Annotated in this window: 12 protein-coding genes; all 12 read left to right on the top strand. The window is 46.2% G+C overall.

Annotation, left to right across the window (positions count from 1 at the left end):
* Positions 1-168: 168 nt before the first annotated feature.
* The 12 genes from DXD06_RS12825 to DXD06_RS12770 all read left to right on the top strand — a co-directional run bounded on the left by DXD06_RS12825 (position 169) and on the right by DXD06_RS12770 (position 18,585).
* The gene (locus DXD06_RS12825; protein WP_117832287.1) at positions 169-2,151 is read left to right on the top strand and encodes a methyl-accepting chemotaxis protein; all 1,983 of its coding nucleotides are present in this window, start codon (positions 169-171) and stop codon (positions 2,149-2,151) included.
* A gap of 14 nt (positions 2,152-2,165) precedes the next feature.
* Entirely contained in the window at positions 2,166-3,137 is a 972-nt protein-coding gene (locus tag DXD06_RS12820; RefSeq protein ID WP_117832273.1) for a sugar ABC transporter substrate-binding protein, read from the top strand.
* A gap of 92 nt (positions 3,138-3,229) precedes the next feature.
* Positions 3,230-4,063: a TrmH family RNA methyltransferase gene (locus tag DXD06_RS12815; RefSeq protein ID WP_442969669.1), complete on the top strand. Its 834-nt coding sequence runs from the start codon at positions 3,230-3,232 to the stop codon at positions 4,061-4,063.
* 62 nt (positions 4,064-4,125) lie between these two features.
* Positions 4,126-5,226, top strand: a complete 1,101-nt coding sequence (gene ychF / locus DXD06_RS12810; protein ID WP_117832269.1) for a redox-regulated ATPase YchF — start codon at positions 4,126-4,128, stop codon at positions 5,224-5,226.
* 32 nt (positions 5,227-5,258) lie between these two features.
* Positions 5,259-6,158 carry a helix-turn-helix transcriptional regulator gene (locus DXD06_RS12805; protein WP_022046026.1) on the top strand — a complete coding sequence of 300 codons (900 nt, stop codon included), beginning with the start codon at positions 5,259-5,261 and terminating at the stop codon, positions 6,156-6,158.
* Between the two features lie 72 nt (positions 6,159-6,230).
* The gene (locus DXD06_RS12800) at positions 6,231-6,845 is read left to right on the top strand and encodes a DUF4867 family protein (protein WP_022046027.1); all 615 of its coding nucleotides are present in this window, start codon (positions 6,231-6,233) and stop codon (positions 6,843-6,845) included.
* Positions 6,846-6,929: 84 nt separating this feature from the next.
* Positions 6,930-8,564, top strand: a complete 1,635-nt coding sequence (locus tag DXD06_RS12795; protein WP_117832267.1) for an extracellular solute-binding protein — start codon at positions 6,930-6,932, stop codon at positions 8,562-8,564.
* A gap of 129 nt (positions 8,565-8,693) precedes the next feature.
* Entirely contained in the window at positions 8,694-9,125 is a 432-nt protein-coding gene (locus tag DXD06_RS12790; RefSeq protein ID WP_117832265.1) for a DUF3237 family protein, read from the top strand.
* Positions 9,122-12,007 carry a glycosyl hydrolase 115 family protein gene (locus DXD06_RS12785; protein WP_117832263.1) on the top strand — a complete coding sequence of 962 codons (2,886 nt, stop codon included), beginning with the start codon at positions 9,122-9,124 and terminating at the stop codon, positions 12,005-12,007. The genes DXD06_RS12790 and DXD06_RS12785 overlap by 4 nt, the downstream gene beginning before the upstream one ends.
* An 87-nt stretch (positions 12,008-12,094) precedes the next feature.
* A complete protein-coding gene (locus DXD06_RS12780) occupies positions 12,095-13,237 on the top strand; it encodes a glycosyl hydrolase family 8 (protein WP_117832261.1) in 1,143 nt (380 codons plus the stop codon).
* A 42-nt stretch (positions 13,238-13,279) separates the two neighbouring features.
* Positions 13,280-14,161 carry an alpha/beta hydrolase gene (locus DXD06_RS12775; RefSeq protein WP_117832259.1) on the top strand — a complete coding sequence of 294 codons (882 nt, stop codon included), beginning with the start codon at positions 13,280-13,282 and terminating at the stop codon, positions 14,159-14,161.
* A 302-nt stretch (positions 14,162-14,463) separates the two neighbouring features.
* Positions 14,464-18,585 (top strand): endo-1,4-beta-xylanase, encoded by a 4,122-nt coding sequence (locus DXD06_RS12770; protein WP_243001076.1) that lies wholly within the window; start codon positions 14,464-14,466, stop codon positions 18,583-18,585.
* Positions 18,586-18,671 lie beyond the last annotated feature (86 nt).

The raw sequence follows: 18,671 nt of genomic DNA, 5'->3' as shown, positions 1-18,671 counted from the left end.
AGACCTCACGGTCTGGGCGATTTTTCTGTCAGGGGAGTTTTTTTACAGCCCCATTTTGTGCATATATCTGAAAAAAGCAGAAAATTTTTTAAAAAAGTGCAAAATATTGACGATACAGGCGTAAAAAATTATAATAGGGACAGAAACAAAAGAGGGAGGGAATTGTTTGTGAAAAAGAAGGGTAACATTTCTATTAAAGCAAAATTACTTGGAATTATTATTCCGGTAGTAATTGCGATTATACTGATTCTGGTGTTTACCGCATATCATGTATCATCCGGAATTATCGAGAGTTATTCCAAAAATTTACTGGAATCTTCGGTAAACAGTCAGGCATCAAAAATTGAGGCATGGCTTGAGGAAAATCTGGCTTCCATGCAGATGGCAAAGACCATGATTGAAAAATTGCACCCGGATGAGGCGCAGCTGCAGACTATTTTGGATGCATCCTGCGGATACAGTGAAAATTATCCGGATGGTCTTTTCCTTGCAGATGCCAATGGCAGCTTTTTAAAAGGTACAGACTCCAAAAAGCAGGAACCGAATCCGAAGGAAAGTATGTGGTATCAGGAAGGTATGACAAGAGTGAATATGGCGGTTGGATCTGCACATCAGAATCCGGACGGAACGAATGTTGTCAGTGCATCCGGACTTTTGAATGATGGTTCAGATACCGTGCGTGTAATTGCAGCCGATATGACACTGGACCGTATTTCCGTGATTGTAAATTCTTTTATCGGAATGCACGATGCAGAGGCATTTCTTGTGGACAAGGACAGCAGCGTGATCCTTGCAAGCAGGGATTCCGATCTGATTTCCAAGACACTGGGGGCAGACGGACAGAGTGCGTTTTATAAAGATGTGGAGAAGAAGGTTTCCGGCAAATCGTATGATTTCTGTACACTCGATGGAAATATGACGGTATTTAAGGAAGTAAATGGAACCAACTGGCTGCTGGTTTCCTATGTTCCTACGAATGTTGTACTTGCGGATCTGGTAGGATTGCGGAATCTTATGATCATTTTCAGCATTATTTCGATCCTTGTATTGTGTGTTTTGATCGAACGTGTGACGCATGTGGTGATTCGTCCGGTGAAGGAGATGACAAGGGTAATTACCAGCATGGCATCCGGTGACTTTACCGTATCCATGAAGGTGAAAGGAAATGATGAGATTGCTGTGATGGGGCGCAGCGTGGAACATTTTATTGCATCAATGAAGGAAATGATCCGGCAGATGGGACATGTCTCCGACCGTCTGGAAAAACAGGCGGGATCGAGCAAGAATGTTTCGGGTGAAATGAATTCTGCTGCAAATATCCAGTCACAGTCCATGACGGAACTGAATGCAACGGTTGATCAGCTGTCGGTTTCCGTCAATGAAATCGCACAGAACGCAACCCAGCTTGCCGGCGTTGTTGCGGATACCAAAGAGGACAGCGATAAAGTAGAAGATAAGATGCGTACCACTGTGGAAGTATCAGAAAAAGGAAAAGCCGATATGGAGAGCGTTGGAAATGCGCTTCATAATATCGAAATTTCCATACATAACCTCGAAGAAGCGGTTGATAAAGTGGGTACGGCTTCCGGAGAAATCGTAGATATTATAAAACTGATCGGGGATATTGCAGAGGAAACAAATCTGCTCTCCTTAAATGCATCGATTGAAGCAGCGCGTGCAGGGGAAGCCGGACGCGGATTTGCGGTAGTTGCCTCACAGATTGGGGTACTTGCAAAAAACAGTGCGGATTCGGTAGCGCATATTACATCACTCATCAATGAAATTAACGGACTTGTGGATGATGCCGTCAAACAGGCCGGAAGCAGTGCCAGCGATATCGAAAGCAGCGCGGATCTGATCCATACAGCGGTGGATACATTTGACCAGATTTTCCAGAATATCCAGGAAACCAGCCATCTGATAGAGGGTGTGGTAGAAAAAATCAACCAGGTGGATCAGGTGGCAACCAATGTTGCCGCAATTTCCGAAGAACAGGCGGCAAGTTCGGATGAAATTCTTGCCACTTCGGAATCCATGCTCCAGCAGGCAAAGAGTATTTCCAAGAACAGTGAACAGGTGGAAGCGGAAGCCGGAAATCTGGCAGAATCTGCAGACCAGCTGGCGGATCAGGTCAAGCAGTTTCAGATATAGGAGGGTAAAAGGTCATGAAGAAAGTAATCAGTTGTATGATATGCGCCCTGCTTCTTGTGGGCTGCATGGCAGGATGCGGCAGTACCGGAGGCAAATCCGGCAGCGGAAACGGAATCAAAATCATGATGTCGTTGTCACAGGGAGATGATTTCCGCAACACGATTGTGGAACAGGCAAAAAAGACGGCACAGGAAAAAGGTGCAACACTGGATGTCTATGATGAGGATGGTTCCCTGGAGAGTCAGGTGGAACATATCAAACAGGCAGCAAAAGAAAAATACGATGTGATTTTATGTGGACCGGTTAATGCAGATACCGCGCTGGAACTGGAATCACTGGCAGACGGAATTCCTGTTATCTTTTATAACAGTTGTCCGGATGCATCGTATCTGGAGGCCGGAAAATATATGTATGTGGGTTCCGATGAAAATGTAGCGGGAAAGTATCAGGCAGAGTATATTCTTGATAAGTTTTCTTCTTCGGATGAAATCAATGTGGCAATCTTCAAGGGACCAAAGAACCATTCGGCAACGAAAGGACGTACAGGTGCATTGAAGGATACATTGAATGCGTCCGGCAAGAAAATCAATTATGTATTTGAAGATAATGCAGACTGGGATCAGGCAACGGCACAGAAGATGTTTGAACTTTTCTTAAAGACCGGACAGTCCTGTGATGTTGTGGCATGTAACAACGATTCCATGGCGATGGGAATTGTCGATGCATGCAAAGAGGCAGGAATAAACGGTATGCCAATTCTTGGTATTGATGCGACGGCCGGTGGATGTGCAGCGATCGAGGCGGGAGATATGGCATTTACCGTCTATCAGTCAGGTGTTGGACAGGGAAAGATGGTTGTAGAGACTGCGATTGCTGTGGCAAATGGTTCGGATGTAACAAAACTGGAAGGGGCAACGAAGGATGGCCTTTATGTATGGGTGCCATTTGAAAAAGTTGACAGTTCTAATGTAAAAGATTACGAATAGACTTGCAATCATGCGTGCATTTTGGGATAATAAAAAAAGTTTGAACAAAGGTGGACGTAACAGTGAGTCAAAGAATAAAAATAACGGATTTTATGGCACCGGAGCTGGATGTGTACGCGCGGCTGACCGAAAATCAGCTGCTGAACCGTGCGCATCCGGAAGAAGGAATGTTTATTGCCGAAAGTCCAAAGGTGATTGAGCGGGCACTGGATGCGGGATGCATACCGGTGTCTTTGCTTATGGAAACAAAACATGTTCAGGGAGAAGCAAAAGAAATGATCGAAAGATGCGGGGATATTCCGGTGTATACGGCAGAATTTGATGTGCTGACAAAGCTGACCGGTTTTGCCCTGACCAGAGGGGCACTTTGTGCCATGTACCGGCCGAAACTGCAGGAACCGGAGCAGATTTGTGCCAAAGCCAGACGCATTGCAGTACTCGAAAACGTGGTAAATCCAACCAACGTCGGTGCCATTTTCCGTTCGGCGGCTGCGCTTCATATGGATGCGGTGCTTCTGACACCGGGATGCAGTGATCCGCTGTACCGGCGCGCCATTCGGGTAAGCATGGGAACCGTCTTTCAGATTCCGTGGACATACCTGCAGACAGAAAACGGGGTGAAAAATCCACCCGGCCAGGCGGCAGGAGCGGATATTGACCATTTGCATAAAATGGGATTTCGTGTGGCAGCCATGGCACTTTCCGGGGATTCGGTTGGAATTGATGATCCGGCACTGGCTGCGGAAGAAAAGCTGGCTGTCGTGCTTGGCACGGAAGGGGATGGTCTGGCAGGACATACGATTGCAGACTGCGATTATACGGTCTGTATTCCGATGTCGCATGGCGTGGATTCACTCAATGTAGCGGCGGCAAGTGCCGTGGCATTCTGGCAGCTAGGGAGAAATAATTGTACAATTAAGCATTAATGTGGTACACTATATATTGTTTTTATTAGCTTACAATACTTTTCAAAGGAGAAATATATATCATGAAACTCGGCATTGTCGGACTCCCAAACGTGGGAAAAAGTACCTTATTCAATTCACTGACCAAAGCAGGTGCACTGTCTGCGAACTATCCGTTTGCGACCATCGATCCAAACGTAGGAATCGTTTCGGTTCCGGATGAGAGAATCGTAAAGCTCGGTGAGCTTTATCATACAAAAAAGGTGACACCTGCCACAATCGAATTTGTTGATATTGCAGGACTTGTAAAAGGTGCCAGCAAGGGAGAGGGACTCGGAAACCAGTTCCTTGCCAATATCAGGGAGGTCGATGCGATTGTACATGTAGTGCGCTGTTTCGAGGATACCAATATTATCCACGTCGACGGTTCCATTGATCCGGCGCGCGATATTGAGACAATTAATCTGGAGCTTATTTTCTCCGATATCGAAATTCTTGACCGTAGAATTGCCAAAATTGCCAAGCAGGCAAGAATGGACAAGACACTTGCCAAGGAATTGGAACTTGTTGAGGCAGTCAAGGCACATCTGGAAGATGGAAAGATGGCGAGAACTTTTGAGGTGCCGGATGATGATGACGCACAGATCTGGTTTAAGGGATACAACCTCCTCACGGCAAAGCCTACCATCTATGCAGCAAACGTAGCAGAGGATGATCTGGCAGATGACGGAGCTTCCAATCCGCATGTGGCAAAAGTGCGTGAACTGGCAAAAGAAGAAGGTGCAGAAGTGTTTGTTATCTGTGCACAGATCGAGCAGGAACTTTCCGAACTTTCCGATGAAGAGAAAAAGGAATATCTCGATGACCTCGGCGTTTCATCCAGTGGTCTGGATAAGCTGGTAGCGGCAAGTTACAGTCTGCTGGGGCTGATCAGTTTCCTGACGGCCGGCGAAGATGAGTGCCGTGCATGGACCATCAAAAAAGGAACCAAGGCACCACAGGCAGCCGGAAAGATTCATACGGATTTTGAACGTGGATTTATCAAGGCAGAGGTTGTCAACTATCAGGATCTGCTCGATAACGGAAGCCTTGCGGCAGCCAGAGAAAAAGGAATCGTTGGCATGGAAGGAAAGGATTATGTGGTTAAAGACGGCGATGTGATTCTTTTCAGATTTAATGTCTAGTCAAGAAATATGTGATAGTTATGTGGGAGCATATGACAGAGCAACAGTATCAACATGAGGTTATTGTGCCGGACAAAGGCTTTCCGTTTAAACTTTTTTTATTCGAGGGACACAGCGGAAAATATATCAGGGAGAAACACTGGCACCGGTCGATTGAGATTTTTGCAGTGCAGGAAGGAGAACTTGATTTTATTCTTGACACAACGCATTATCATCTGGGAGAAGGCGAGTTCATCATTGTCAACAGCAACGAGGTGCATGCGATCCATGCGAACAGGCCGAATCACACGATTGTGCTGCAGATTCCGCTGAATCAGTTCGCGTCGTACTTTACGGGCGAGCAGTTTATCTGGTTTTCGCACAGTGAACGGACATACGATGAGCAGGTGGCATGTCTGATCTTTCGGATGTATAAGGTGTATCGGATGCAGACAGATGGCTATGATTTTGAAATTTTAAGTATGTTTTATCAACTATTACATATTCTGGTGAAGAAATACAGGAAGCTGGATGTGCAGGATGAATTGCTCAAAAGCAATCAGCAGCTGAACCGGCTCGGTATGATTACATCCTATCTCAAGGATCATTATATGGAAGATATTTCGCTTGGAAAACTGGCGGGAATATTTGGATATTCGCCGTCTTATCTGTCAAAAATGTTTGCACGCTATGCGGGCATCAATTATAAGGATTATCTGCAAAATATCCGGCTGGAACATGCGGTAAAGGATTTGGAAAATACGGATAAGCAGATCGTGGATATTGCATTTGATCATGGATTTGCCAACAGTAAAGCGTTTACCAATCTGTTTCGCAAGCGGTATGGAATGCTGACGAGTGAATACCGAAAGCAGCTTGTTAAGAAAAAGCAGAGGGAATCATATGCCCATCATCGGGCATTGCTGGAAAAAGACAAAAAAGTGACATTGTAAAGACAAAGAAAGGCATGTCTCCATGGCTACCAAACTGTTATACTCAGAAAAAATGAGTATGAGGAGGTAATCATGGAGATTTTTTCTGTTAATGATGAAAAATTCCGTAAATACGGTAAGGTTTGGAATAACATCGAATGCACAAAACTGATAAAGGGGATGGAGCACACACCGCTTCCGGAGGATGTTATTTATGTGCCATCAGTCGAGGAGCTTGAAGCGGTTCCAGAAGCAAAGACATTCAGCGAGCGTGTCTTTGGCGGACTTCCAATCCAGATTGGTTACTGCAACGGAAACAATCACAAGTTAAACGCGGTAGAATATCATAGAAATTCCGAAATCAACATTGCGGTAACGGATATGATCCTTTTATTGGGATGGCTGCCGGATGTAACGGATGAATTTACTTATGATACAGCAAAAATCGAGGCTTTTAAGGTTCCGGCAGGAACGGTCGTTGAAATGTATGAGACGACACTTCATTATGCACCGTGCAACGCAGCAGACGGTGGATTTAAGTGTGTTGTGATCTTGCCGAAGGGTACAAACACACCGATTGATTTTACCCTTGCAGCAGATGGTGAGGACAAACTTATGACCGCGAAAAACAAGTGGCTGATCGCACATGAGGAGGCTGCCATCAAGGGTGCATTTAATGGATTAAGAGGAGAGAATATATCACTTTAACCGTGCTTGCGGATGCGATTGCTTGTCCTTTGACAGAAAAAAAGCTATAATAAAAGAAAGCTTTTGAGGAGAAGGTAGGAGTGCATGAAAAAGAGAATCGTGTCAGCGCTGCTTATGGCGGGACTGCTTATTGGACTTGCGGGATACAGTTACAACGCACAATATGTGCAGAAGCAGGAAATCAAACATTTTACTGCTTTTTTCAGCGTTACGGGTAAGATGTTGAATACGCAAAATGATATAAAGGAAATGATTGCGGACGAAATTGGGGCAGATTGCGAGGAAAACTGGCTTGTCGGGCAATCCAAGGAAGAGGCACTCAATTCGTACATTGCTTCGGGAGAATATCCAGATTTTATTCTCGGAGAGAAAGTGCTGCTTGATGCGGATGCACTGATTCCGATTGATGAGTATTGGGATGACTATCCGAATATCAGGAATTATCTTTCGGAGGAACAGTGGGAGCGCTTCCGGCAGGAAGACGGACATATTTACTGGATTCCACCGTTTTGTGTGTCTCAGGGAGAGAATGTTGAAGTGACGCATACGGGCGAGGCATTCTGGATACAGACGCGCGTTTTAAAATGGGCCGGATATCCGAAGATTACAACGGTGGATGAATATTTTGATCTGATCGAAGCTTATGTGCAGGCGAATCCTGCCATGCCAGACGGAACCCCAAATATTCCGTTTACCGTATTGTGCGATGACTGGAGATTCTTCTGCCTGGAGAATGTGCCGCAGTTTCTGGCTGGATATCCCAATGACGGAAGTTGTATGGTTGATCCCGGGAATGATCAGGTCATTGATTATAATACGACGGAGACTGCCAGACGGTATTTTCACAAGCTGAATGAAGAATACCACAAGGGTATTTTTGATCCGCAGTCGTTTACCAGTACATACGAAGAATATCTGGATAAATTAGGAACCGGTGCTGTTCTCGGAATGGTTGACCAATGGTGGCAGTTCTATTACAATCTGGCAGAGCCTTATGAGATAAACGGACTGAATGATCTGGGGTGCGATTATGTTCCGCTTCCGATTACAATGGCCAAAGGTACGTCAAACCAGTGGCATACAAGCCGGAATGCAGAGATGGATACATCGAGCGGACTTTCGATTACCACATCCTGTGAAGATGTGCAGGGGGCACTTCAGTTTGTAAATGATCTGCTGGATTCCGATATTACGAAGCTTCGATTCTGGGGAGAAAAAGACCTGGACTATTCGGTGGACGAAAACGGTATGTTCTATATGAATAGTGAACAGGGAAAACGTCACGGAGACAGCGTGCTGAATGAATCTCATTTTTGTCCCTATTCGTATTTTCCACGAGTAGAAGGTCTGCTTGACGACGGAATCAATGCATTTTCGATGGAGTATCAGCCGGTGGAGTTTATGAAAAGCCTAAAGCCCGACATACGGGAGTGTTTTGAAGCGTATGGTGTACAAAATTATGTCGAGCTGCTGGGAACAAATGAAGCGCCCGGCGCATGGTATCCGATGTATTCGTATACACAGTCTTTGTCATCAAAATCCAAAGGCGGCATGATTCGTGATGAAATCGACGCGGTCAAGAGAAGCTGGTTACCGCAGGTGATCATGAGCGATGACTTCGCATCGACATGGGATGCATATATGGCTGCATATCAGGAATGCAATCCACAGGACTATTTCGATATCCTGCAGAGGCATGTGGATCAGATTCTTCAATAATGCGACAATTATGTGATATAAGTGATAGAAATAAAATCCTCATTCATAGTGCGATATTTTTGATCGTACACGGATGGGGATTTTTATTTACGCTGAGCAATGAAAGGACAGGCAGATGGGGAGAAGTAAATGGAAGTGTTGAAATTGTATATTCATGTGAATGGCTGCGAGAAGGTGGAATCTGAATGCGCTACCGTACAGATGATTTCGTTTGACGGAAGGTGCGATGGAGATTATTTCAGAGGAGAGATCCTTCCGGGCGGTGTGGATACGCAGATTTATTATAAGGATCAGCCATCAAAATTATCGGCTCGTTATCTAGTGCAGGGAATAGATCATACGGGGCGCGGATGTCGGATATTTATCGAAAATAACGGAATCATGTATGACGGTGAAACGATTACCAGACCGGTCATCTATACGGACAGTATTGCACTGAAATGGATGGAAACGGCATCTATGTATGGAACCCTTACGGTTGTGGAAGGACAGCCGGTAATCACGATTTATACGGATAAGAATAAAAATAGTGGAAAAGGGGGAAAAGGGAGCGCAACATGAAATTTATCATAGAACAGAGTGCGTATTCCGGGGTTTTGAAGATCGCAGGAAAAGTTGCACATGACATGGAACTTGTGACCGGCACGCTGCCGGAAATCCGTGTTGTCGAAACGATCGATCATGAAGAGGTAAGAAGCAGTGCAGCCCGTGAACCGACGATCATTGTCGCAACGATGGGACATAGTCGGTGGCTGGATGCACAGAAAAGTATCCCGACGGATGTGTTAAAAGGCAAACGGGAGTGCTACGGATGGTTTTTCCCGGATGATGGCTTGCGGGAGAGACTGCTTGTCATTGTCGGAAGCGATAAGCGGGGAACGATATACGGACTGTTTCATTTGTCGGAGATCTTTGGTGTATCCCCGTTTGTGAACTGGTGTCATGTGGTGCCGGTGCATCGGGATGAAATCCGGCTGAGCACGGATATGGCATGTATTGCAAAGGAACCATCGGTGGAATACAGGGGATTCTTTATTAATGATGAGTGGCCTGCTTTCGGTACCTGGAGTGAGTACCATTTCGGGGGACCGAATGCGAAGGCATACGAGCCGATCTTTGAACTGCTTCTTCGCCTGAAAGGAAATTATCTCTGGCCGGCGATGTGGAGTGCACGGTTTGAGGATGACGGTCCGGGACTTCTGAACGCAGAACTTGCGGACGAGTACGGTGTGATCATGGGAATGTCGCATCATGAGCCGTGTCTGCGGCAGGGTGAGGAATACAAATATCTGCGCGGAAAAGACAGTATTTACGGAGATGCGTGGAATTTCAAGACGAACCGGGAAGGAATCATAAGATTCTGGGAAGATGGTCTGAAGCGGAGCGGTAAATTTGAGAATGTGATCACGGTTGGTATGCGTGGAGAAGCGGACACCGCGATCATGGGAAAAGGGGCAACGCTTGCGGACAATATTGAACTGCTCAGGGACGTGCTCAGAACGCAGCGAAAGCTGATCCGGGAGAATGTCAATGAAGATCTGTCGAAAGTTCCGAGAATGATCGCTTTGTACAAGGAGGTGGAGGCTTTCTTCTACGGGGATGAGACGACGCAGGGGTTGATCGGATCCAAGGAGCTTTATGATGTGATCCTCATGCTTTGCGATGACAATTACGGGAACTTAAGAACGCTTCCGACGGAGGAGATGCGTAAGCATCCGGGCGGATACGGTATGTATTATCATTTCGATTATCATGGGTGGCCGACCTCCTATGAGTGGATCAACAGTTCCTATCTTCCGAAAATCTGGGAACAGATGACGCAGGCATATGATTTCGGAGTACAAAAACTCTGGATCGTCAATGTGGGAGACATTGCAACGCAGGAATTTCCGTTATCGTTTTTTATGGATCTGGCTTATGATTTTGAGCGTTGGGGAACGACTGCACCAAATACGACGGATGCCTATACCAGACTGTGGGTAAAGCGGCAATTTGGCAGGCTGTCGGAAGTGCAGCAGGCGCAGATTGCGGATATCCTGACGGATTATACAAGGATGATACACAAGTGCAGACCGGAGGCGTTAAGACCGGAAACCTATCATGCAGCAAATTATCGTGAAGGTTCACGGGTGCTTGCGGAGGTCGGGCGGGTGATGCAGACCGCACAGGATTTGTACGATGAGCTGGAGCGTGTTGCGCCCGAAATACTTCCCGCTTATGTTGCGCTCGTCTGGTATCCGGCGATGGGAACGATGAATGTGCTGAAGCTTCAGCTGTTGTCCGGAATGAATCATTATCTGGCAGAAATCGGTGCACTCAGTGCCAATGATTATGCGAAAGAGGCAAAGGCATGTCTGGATGAAGACCCAAAGATCATAGAGCAGTATCATGGGACAGATGATGCGCGCTGGTATGGAATGGGACTGTCGCAGCATATCGGGTTTACGAATTGGAATGAGGATGAGTGTAAGAACCCGCTTCTGATGCAGGTGTTACCGCTGCAAAAGCCGACGATTATAGCAACGGTGGACGGTACCGTGCAGCATGTGGAAGGCAGTCCGTGGCTGAATCAGAGAATGACGATTTCGGATTTTCTGAATCCGGAATGCAGATGTGCTTCGATCAGCCTGTACAGCAGAAGCGTGCTTCCGACATCGTTTCGGGTGATCGAAAAGCCCGAATGGATCGTACTGTCCGCAATGGATGGAACGCTTGACGGTGAAGAGCACAAGAGACTCACCATTGATGTCACAGTGGACGAGAGTGCGCTTGCGATGGCACTCACCGATGGAAGGACGCAGGGAATGATCCGGCTGGAATTGCCGGCGGGCATCTGCAAGATCAGCGTGCCGGTCGACCGGTCAACGTATGAATATGGAAACAATACGTTTGTGGATACACAGGGATGGATCGCAATCGAGGCGGAACATTACAGCAGATGCAAGGACGGTTTTGATCGGGAAGGACAACCGATGCAATGGAAATGTCTTGCCGGCTACGGAAAGACTTTATCTGCGATGAAAGCATTTCCGACGGATTCCTACGCAGATGCAGAGAATGGGGCACCGTATATCGAATACAGCATCGTGACAAAGCAGGCGGGGGATTATGAAGCGGAATTCTATATGCAGCCGTCGAATCCTGTGACAACAGAGAACCGATTGCAGTATGCAGTGTCCGTGAACGATGTTCAAATGCAGATTTTGGATGCCGTTACGGATGATTTTAAGATTGGAGATCATCAGCCTGTGTGGGCGCGCGGTGTGCTGGATCAGATCCGGTGCCGGAGTGTACCGGTGCAGCTGGAACAGGGAATCAATACGATCAGGGTCTATCCGGTCACGCCGGGCTTTGTTCTTGAGAAGATCGTGATCTATCCCCATGGAAACAAACCGGCAGAAGCCTATCTTGGACCGACAGAAACGTATCGGTGCAGAAGCTGATCATATATCAATACAGTGAGGAGCATGTCAGTCTATTTGCGGAAAGGAAATTTGGCATGGGCTGACCGAAAGAGGAAGGAGAACAATATGGCAGGAGCTTATGAAACAAAACAGTACCGCAATGTATTTGCGGAGTATGGTTATTCGGAAGAAGAAATCGAAAAAAGAGTACAGGAGACATTTGAGACGATTTTTCATGGCAGCGAAGAGGAGCGCTTTTACCATGAAGCCGGGGAGGATATGGGATTTATGGAAGATACCGGCAATCATGATGCGCGGACCGAGGGCATGTCGTATGGCATGATGGTCTGTGTACAGCTGGATAAGAAAGAGGAATTTGACCGTCTGTGGAAGTGGACAAGAACTTATATGTATATGGATGAAGGACCGGGAAAGAATTATTTTGCATGGTCCTGCGCTTTGGACGGCACAAGAAATGCGGACGGACCGGCACCGGACGGGGAAGAGTATTTTGCTATGGCATTGTTCTTTGCATCAAGAAGATGGGGAGACGGAGAGGGCATTTTTAATTACAGCAGGGAGGCAAAAGCGATCCTGCATGAGTGTGTGCATAAGGGAGAACCGGGACATCCGGGCGATCCGATGTGGGAGCCTTCCAACAAACTGATCAAATTTGTCCCGGGACTGGATTTCAGTGATCCATCGTATCATCTGCCGCATTTTTACGAGCTTTTTGCGGAATATGCCGATGAGGAGGATCGTAAGTTCTGGAAAGGCGCTGCCGAAGCAAGCCGGGCCTACCTGCATAAAGCCTGTCATCCGGATACCGGTTTGTCGGCAGAGTATGCGGATTATGACGGAACCCCGCACAGCGCGCATCAGGAGATCTTCGGCCGCCACGACTGGTATTACAGTGATGCCTATCGCACGATCGCAAATATCGCGATGGACCATCTGTGGTTTGACAAGGACCCGTGGCAGGTGCAGATTGCAGAGAAATTCCAGAAATTCTACTGCGAGGATCAGAAGGATCACTGGGACGGCGTCTTTTTGACCGACGGAACCAGACTGGATGAGAAAGCACTGCATCCGGTAGCCATCATTGCAGTCAATGCCGAAAGTGCACTGGCTGCGGACGGAACTTATGCGAAACAATGTGTTGACAAATTCTGGAATACACCTCTTAGAACCGGTGAGAGACGGTATTACGACAATTTTTTGTATATGTTTGCGATGCTTGCTTTATCGGGAAATTACCGGATCTATTAGAAATGATGATTCGAAAATGAGGTATTGGGAAAGGAGGAGAAAATGGGACACAGTGAGGAAATGATCCAAAAGGCGATCGCACAGGAAAACGGCAAGGTACATGTGAATGCACAAAGCATTCCGGAAAAATATCAGCAGAAGAGAGCCGATGAAACCGGAGTGATCGAGCATATCCGCTACCCGTCAAAAGATTATTTTTTAGCTGGAAAAGAAATCACAAAGGAAGCAAATGTTTATCTTCCGTATGGTTACAGCCGGGATAAAAAGTACAACGTGCTCTACCTGATGCACGGAATCGGCGGAGACGAAGCCGAGTGGGGAATGGTTGATGAGGATTCGCTGGTAAAAAGAATGATGGACAATCTGATCTATTACAAAGAAATCGAGCCGTTCATCGTGGTGACACCAAACGGACGCTCCACCGAAAACTGTGCAAGAGAAGGTTCGGATTATAACTCGTTTTATGTGTTTGGCAAAGAATTGCGTTCGGATCTGATCCCGTATATGGAAGCGCACTATTCGACCTATGCGGTGGAAGGAGATTCGAGTGCTTCAAGAATGCACAGAGCGATGGCGGGACTTTCGATGGGAGGGATGCAGACGATTAACATCGGAATCGGAGAATGTATGGATCTGTTCAGTTATTTTGGTGCATTTTCCGCAGCACCGACCAGCAATCTGGCGGAGAAGACGGCAAAAATATTAGAGGATACTCCGTATACCGTTGATTATTTTTACAATATCTGCGGAATGGAGGATGAGATCGCGTACGACAGCGCGGCAGCAGCTGCAAAGAATCTTCCTGATTTATGCGATAAATTAACGGAACCTGATAATTTTATCTGGCAGGAATTAAAAGGCATGCATGATTTTCATATCTGGTATCTCGGCTTTTTCAATTTCGCGCAGATAGCCTTTAAGTAAATTGACGCGCGGTGTTATTTTACCAGTAAATGTAAAATTTCGCCGCGCGTGATTTATTTTATGTACAACGTTAAAACAAGCAGAATAAGGATTGGAAGTGTTTCAGCATGCGGGACAAAAATCACTAAAACATCACAACAAATTACACTCCTTGTTCAAAATCCAAGCCGGCAAACCCGAATTGTTTTACTGCAATTTGTCGGCTGTTCTTCTATAGTTTTTCCCTGTTTTTGTCGGCTTTGATTTTGCTACTATTAAGATGCACGAAAATCTATTTAAGGAGGAAAATAGGAGTGGGAAAAATGTGGAAAATGGGGGCGTGCATTGCACTATCCGCGGCAATGATGCTCACGAGTACAGGAGGTATGCTGCCGTCGGATTGGGGGATTGAGACGGTATATGCGGATGAGACACAGACAACAGCCAAGACGTTCACCGCGAATCAGCTGACAAAGGCTTTTGCAGGTGGCGCTGATGGAACTTCCTGTGAATTAGGGAAAGAAGGTTGGGATGTTGAACTGAAGCATAATGCAGAGCAAGGGTATCCACAGGCGGTATGGAATTTGTCTGAGTCCTTTGATCTTGCAAATGTAGAGTCCGTTGCCTTCAATGTTGAAAGTCAGGAAGGCGATATTTCTTTGAAGCTTGGAATGACAACTGCATCGGGCTGGTATGATGATGTGGAAGCACGCTATGGTCAGAATGGACAGAAACAATATGCGATCGTTCCGGAAAAGACGGAAGGAACGTTTGATAAAGTCGCAATTATGACAACCCAGAATGATGCGTCATTTTGCTTGACCAGTGTGGTTGTAACGTTAAAAGAAGGAAGCGGAGGCCAGATTACTTATGGCGATAACATCATTGATAATGGAGATTTTTCAAAGCAGGATTTCTCATCCTGGAGTGCTTCATTAGGAGGCGCTAAGATTACGGCGGAATCTATTGAAGATGGAGCTGATATTGGTGTTACAACATGTGGTGCTATTACAAGATCCAAAGATCGGTCAAAATCATATGAATGTTTTGCACAGGACATCACGGAAAACGTAAGCGAAGGCCAAGAATATGAGTTTTCTTTTTGGGCAAAATTGTCGGATGATTATAAGGATTCTGAAGATCAAAAATTGAAAGATTCTCAGAAAACTGTTCAATTTCAGCCGTATTATGTGAATGGAAATGATAAGGAGGAGTATGATACAACAGGACTGATTTCCGGTACATCCGCGCAGGTCCTTGAAGTTGGAAAATGGACGAAATTCGAAGGAACATACAAGATTCCATCAGGTGCGAAGAAGGTTGTGATTCGTATTTTGGAACAGGGAGATTGGCAGGAAGCAGGTTCCTGTATCATGGGAAAATACTATGTGGCAAATGTATCCATGAAAAAGATCACAAAACCAAAACCGGAGATCGAAAAGGACATTCATGATTGGAAAGCATCCGTTACAAAAAGTCTTGGAAATGGTTCGATCGCAGGTACTGCCATCATGTTAAGTGAAATTACAGACGATACGTTGATGGAACTTGTCGAGAAACATTTCAATGCGGTGACATTCGGAAACGAGTTAAAGCCGGATGCACTGTTTAACTATCAGCTTGATTCGTCGATTAAAACAGATAAGATCAATTTTAACGGTTCAGAATTGGAAGTGCCGGTTGTTAATGAAAAAGGTGGCAATCTTGACTTTTCCCGCGCAGATGCGATGGCAGATAAGATCCTTGCGTGGAACAATGCCCATCCGGATCAGAAGATCCGTATCCGCGGACATGTGCTGGTATGGCATTCACAGACACAGGAATGGTTCTTCCATGAGAACTATGATATTACAAAGCCATATGTGAATAAAGAGACTATGAACCGCAGACTGGAGTGGTTTATTTCCAGTGTGTTTGATCATTATTTTGGAGAGGCTGCAAACGGAAAGTATGACGGACTCTTCTATGGATGGGATGTTGTGAATGAGGCAGTCATCGGTAACACCTATCGTACCGATAAAGTGAGTGCCGCAGAATCGCTCAGTGAGATCCGGCATGGCAATAACTCAAGCTGGTGGCATGTGTATGAAAGCAACGAGTTTATCATCAATGCTTTCAAGTATGCAAACAAATATGCACCAGCGAATGTAGAACTTTACTACAATGACTTCGGAGAGACGGACAACACCAAGTGTGAGGGTATCGTAAAACTGATCAACGACGTGAAGTCTGCAGAAGGAACCAGACTGGATGCTTTTGGTATGCAGGCACATTACAATGTGGACGGTTTCTCAGCAGCACAGTTTAAGAGTGTAGCGAAGAAGTATGCACAGGCAGCCGGCAAAGTGCAGCTGACTGAGCTGGATTTTAAGGCAAGCAGTACCTACGACGGTACAGCGGCTACAAAGGAAAGCGAATACACCAAGATGGCATACTGCCATAAGAATCTGTATGAGGCGATCAAGGCGTTAAAGGCAGAAGGAGCAAACGTATCCGGCATTACCGTCTGGGGGGTCATTGAGCCGAATTCATGGCTGCATTCCCAGTCGAATCTCGGTGGCGGAGCAAGCGGCTCTGCACAGTGCCCACTGCTTTTTGACGGAAACTATAAGGCAAAGCCTGCTTATTGGGCTTATGTGGATGCAACGAAACTTCAGCCGGCGATTCAGAAGGTTACCATTACAGAGGCGAAGGATGGCAATATTGCAGGAGAAACCTATACGATCGATCAGGGTGCGGTACAGGCAGAATTTATCCCGGTTTGGGATGCAGACGGTCTTACCGTACAGGTAAAAGTAAAAGATACAACCGTAAATGACGCAGATGCCGTTACGGTATATGTAGATCCGGACAATTCGGCATCGGATATCACACCACATAAGGTGACGGTTGCAAGAACAGCTGCTGCTGCGATCGCAGGCGGATATCAGGCAACCGTCAAGGTTTCGATGAAGGGTTTGAAAGTTGCACAGCAGATCAGTCTCGATGTTGTTGTAAACAATGACGGGGAGACAGGAAGCTTTAATGATCTGACCGGAAAGCAGGAGTCAAGCAGCAAGTATTATGCAGTGGCAACCATGAAGCCGGGCATCGAGAAGATCCCGTACGGAACAATTTCGGTTGACGCAGATGCAGATGCCGCATGGGGCAATGCGGTAAACATCCCGCTTACGATCAACAAAGGCTCCGAGGCTTCTGCCAATGCAAAGGTTCTCTGGGATGATGACAATCTCTATGTATATGCAACCGTAAAAGACGCGGTATTGGATAAAACAGGCGCTCAGACGCATGAGCAGGATTCTCTTGAAGTGTTCATCGACGAGGACAACGGCAAGACCGCTTCCTATGGAGAGGACGATAAGCAGTATCGTATCAATTATAACAATGAGCAGTCCTTCAATGGTAAAAAATGTCTGGCAGAGAATGTCAAGTCTGCAACAAAAACAATCGATGGCGGATACGTGGTTGAGGCTGCTTTCAAGTGGACGGATATCAAGCCGGCAAACGGAACCAAGATTGGTCTGGAATTCCAGATCAACGATGCAAAAGGCGGCAAGCGTATCGGTACGTTAAGCTGGTATGATGAGACCGGAATGGGCTGGTCAGGCTCAAACGTATATGGTACGGTCGAATTAACCGGAAAGACCGGCAGCAATGGCGGCAGCTCGTCTGTAAATCCGGGAACTTCGGATACGAAGCAGGATGTGAAACCGGACGGAAAACAGGATGCGACCATTGAGACAAAGCCGGACGAATCAACCGTTGAGACATCCAGAGTGGAAATTACAGTTTCCGGCGATAAGAAGGCCGAGGCATCGGTAACCATAACAAAGGATGCGCAGGGAAATGTGACCAGCGCAAATGCAACGGTATCGGGATCAAAGGGAACACTTACCGCAGATGTGGTAAAGCAGCTTACCGAGGCGGCAGGAACCGAAGATCTTACGATCATCGTGCAGGTTAAGAATGCGAATGGTGATGTGAAATACACGGTTTCCGTTTCCGCAGAGAATGTGAAAAATAATAAATCACTGAAGGCATTTGTTGTCAACCGTAAGACGGGTGAATATGAACTGATCAACAGCAAGACCTATAAGGCTGAGGACGGAAATCTGAATGCAAGTTTTGGGAAGAAGGGCGATTATGTACTTCTGACGACAAAGGAAGCAGCCAGAATTGAAAAAGAAATCCTTAAGACCATCGCTCCGAAGAAAACAAAGGCAACGGTTAAAAAAGGAAAAACAACGGAGTTTAAGCTTGACAGCAAGCTGAATCAGAACAATGTAAAGAAGGTAACCTACAAAACTTCCAAGAAGTCGATTGCTACCGTAAACAAGAACGGTAAGATCAAAGCAAACAGGAAAGGAACGGTAACGATCAAGGCAACCGTGACTTTAAAGAATGGAAAAACAAAAACAGTATCCATGAAGATAGCCGTTCGATAGAAAATATTGACAGGAATACAATTACTATAGTTTGTCGGTAATTATTCCATAAAAAGCCCTCGTGACGCAAGCGGGGGTTTTTTTTA

It is taken from the genome of Roseburia sp. TF10-5, from assembly GCF_003462365.1.
Lineage (GTDB): Bacteria > Bacillota > Clostridia > Lachnospirales > Lachnospiraceae > Roseburia > Roseburia faecis.
The sequence above is the reverse complement of the archived record's forward strand: the minus strand, read 5'-3'. Positions and strand labels throughout refer to the sequence as shown.

Bases quoted from the DNA above. Each gene is read 5' to 3' on its own strand.
- DXD06_RS12820 (WP_117832273.1), top strand. From the start codon at position 2,166: ATGAAGAAAGTAATCAGTTGTATGATATGCGCCCTGCTTCTTGTGGGC.
- DXD06_RS12815 (WP_442969669.1), top strand. From the start codon at position 3,230: ATGGCACCGGAGCTGGATGTGTACGCGCGGCTGACCGAAAATCAGCTG.
- ychF (WP_117832269.1), top strand. From the start codon at position 4,126: ATGAAACTCGGCATTGTCGGACTCCCAAACGTGGGAAAAAGTACCTTA.
- DXD06_RS12805 (WP_022046026.1), top strand. From the start codon at position 5,259: ATGACAGAGCAACAGTATCAACATGAGGTTATTGTGCCGGACAAAGGC.
- DXD06_RS12800 (WP_022046027.1), top strand. From the start codon at position 6,231: ATGGAGATTTTTTCTGTTAATGATGAAAAATTCCGTAAATACGGTAAG.
- DXD06_RS12795 (WP_117832267.1), top strand. From the start codon at position 6,930: ATGAAAAAGAGAATCGTGTCAGCGCTGCTTATGGCGGGACTGCTTATT.
- DXD06_RS12790 (WP_117832265.1), top strand. From the start codon at position 8,694: ATGGAAGTGTTGAAATTGTATATTCATGTGAATGGCTGCGAGAAGGTG.
- DXD06_RS12785 (WP_117832263.1), top strand. From the start codon at position 9,122: ATGAAATTTATCATAGAACAGAGTGCGTATTCCGGGGTTTTGAAGATC.
- DXD06_RS12780 (WP_117832261.1), top strand. From the start codon at position 12,095: ATGGCAGGAGCTTATGAAACAAAACAGTACCGCAATGTATTTGCGGAG.
- DXD06_RS12775 (WP_117832259.1), top strand. From the start codon at position 13,280: ATGGGACACAGTGAGGAAATGATCCAAAAGGCGATCGCACAGGAAAAC.
- DXD06_RS12770 (WP_243001076.1), top strand. From the start codon at position 14,464: ATGTGGAAAATGGGGGCGTGCATTGCACTATCCGCGGCAATGATGCTC.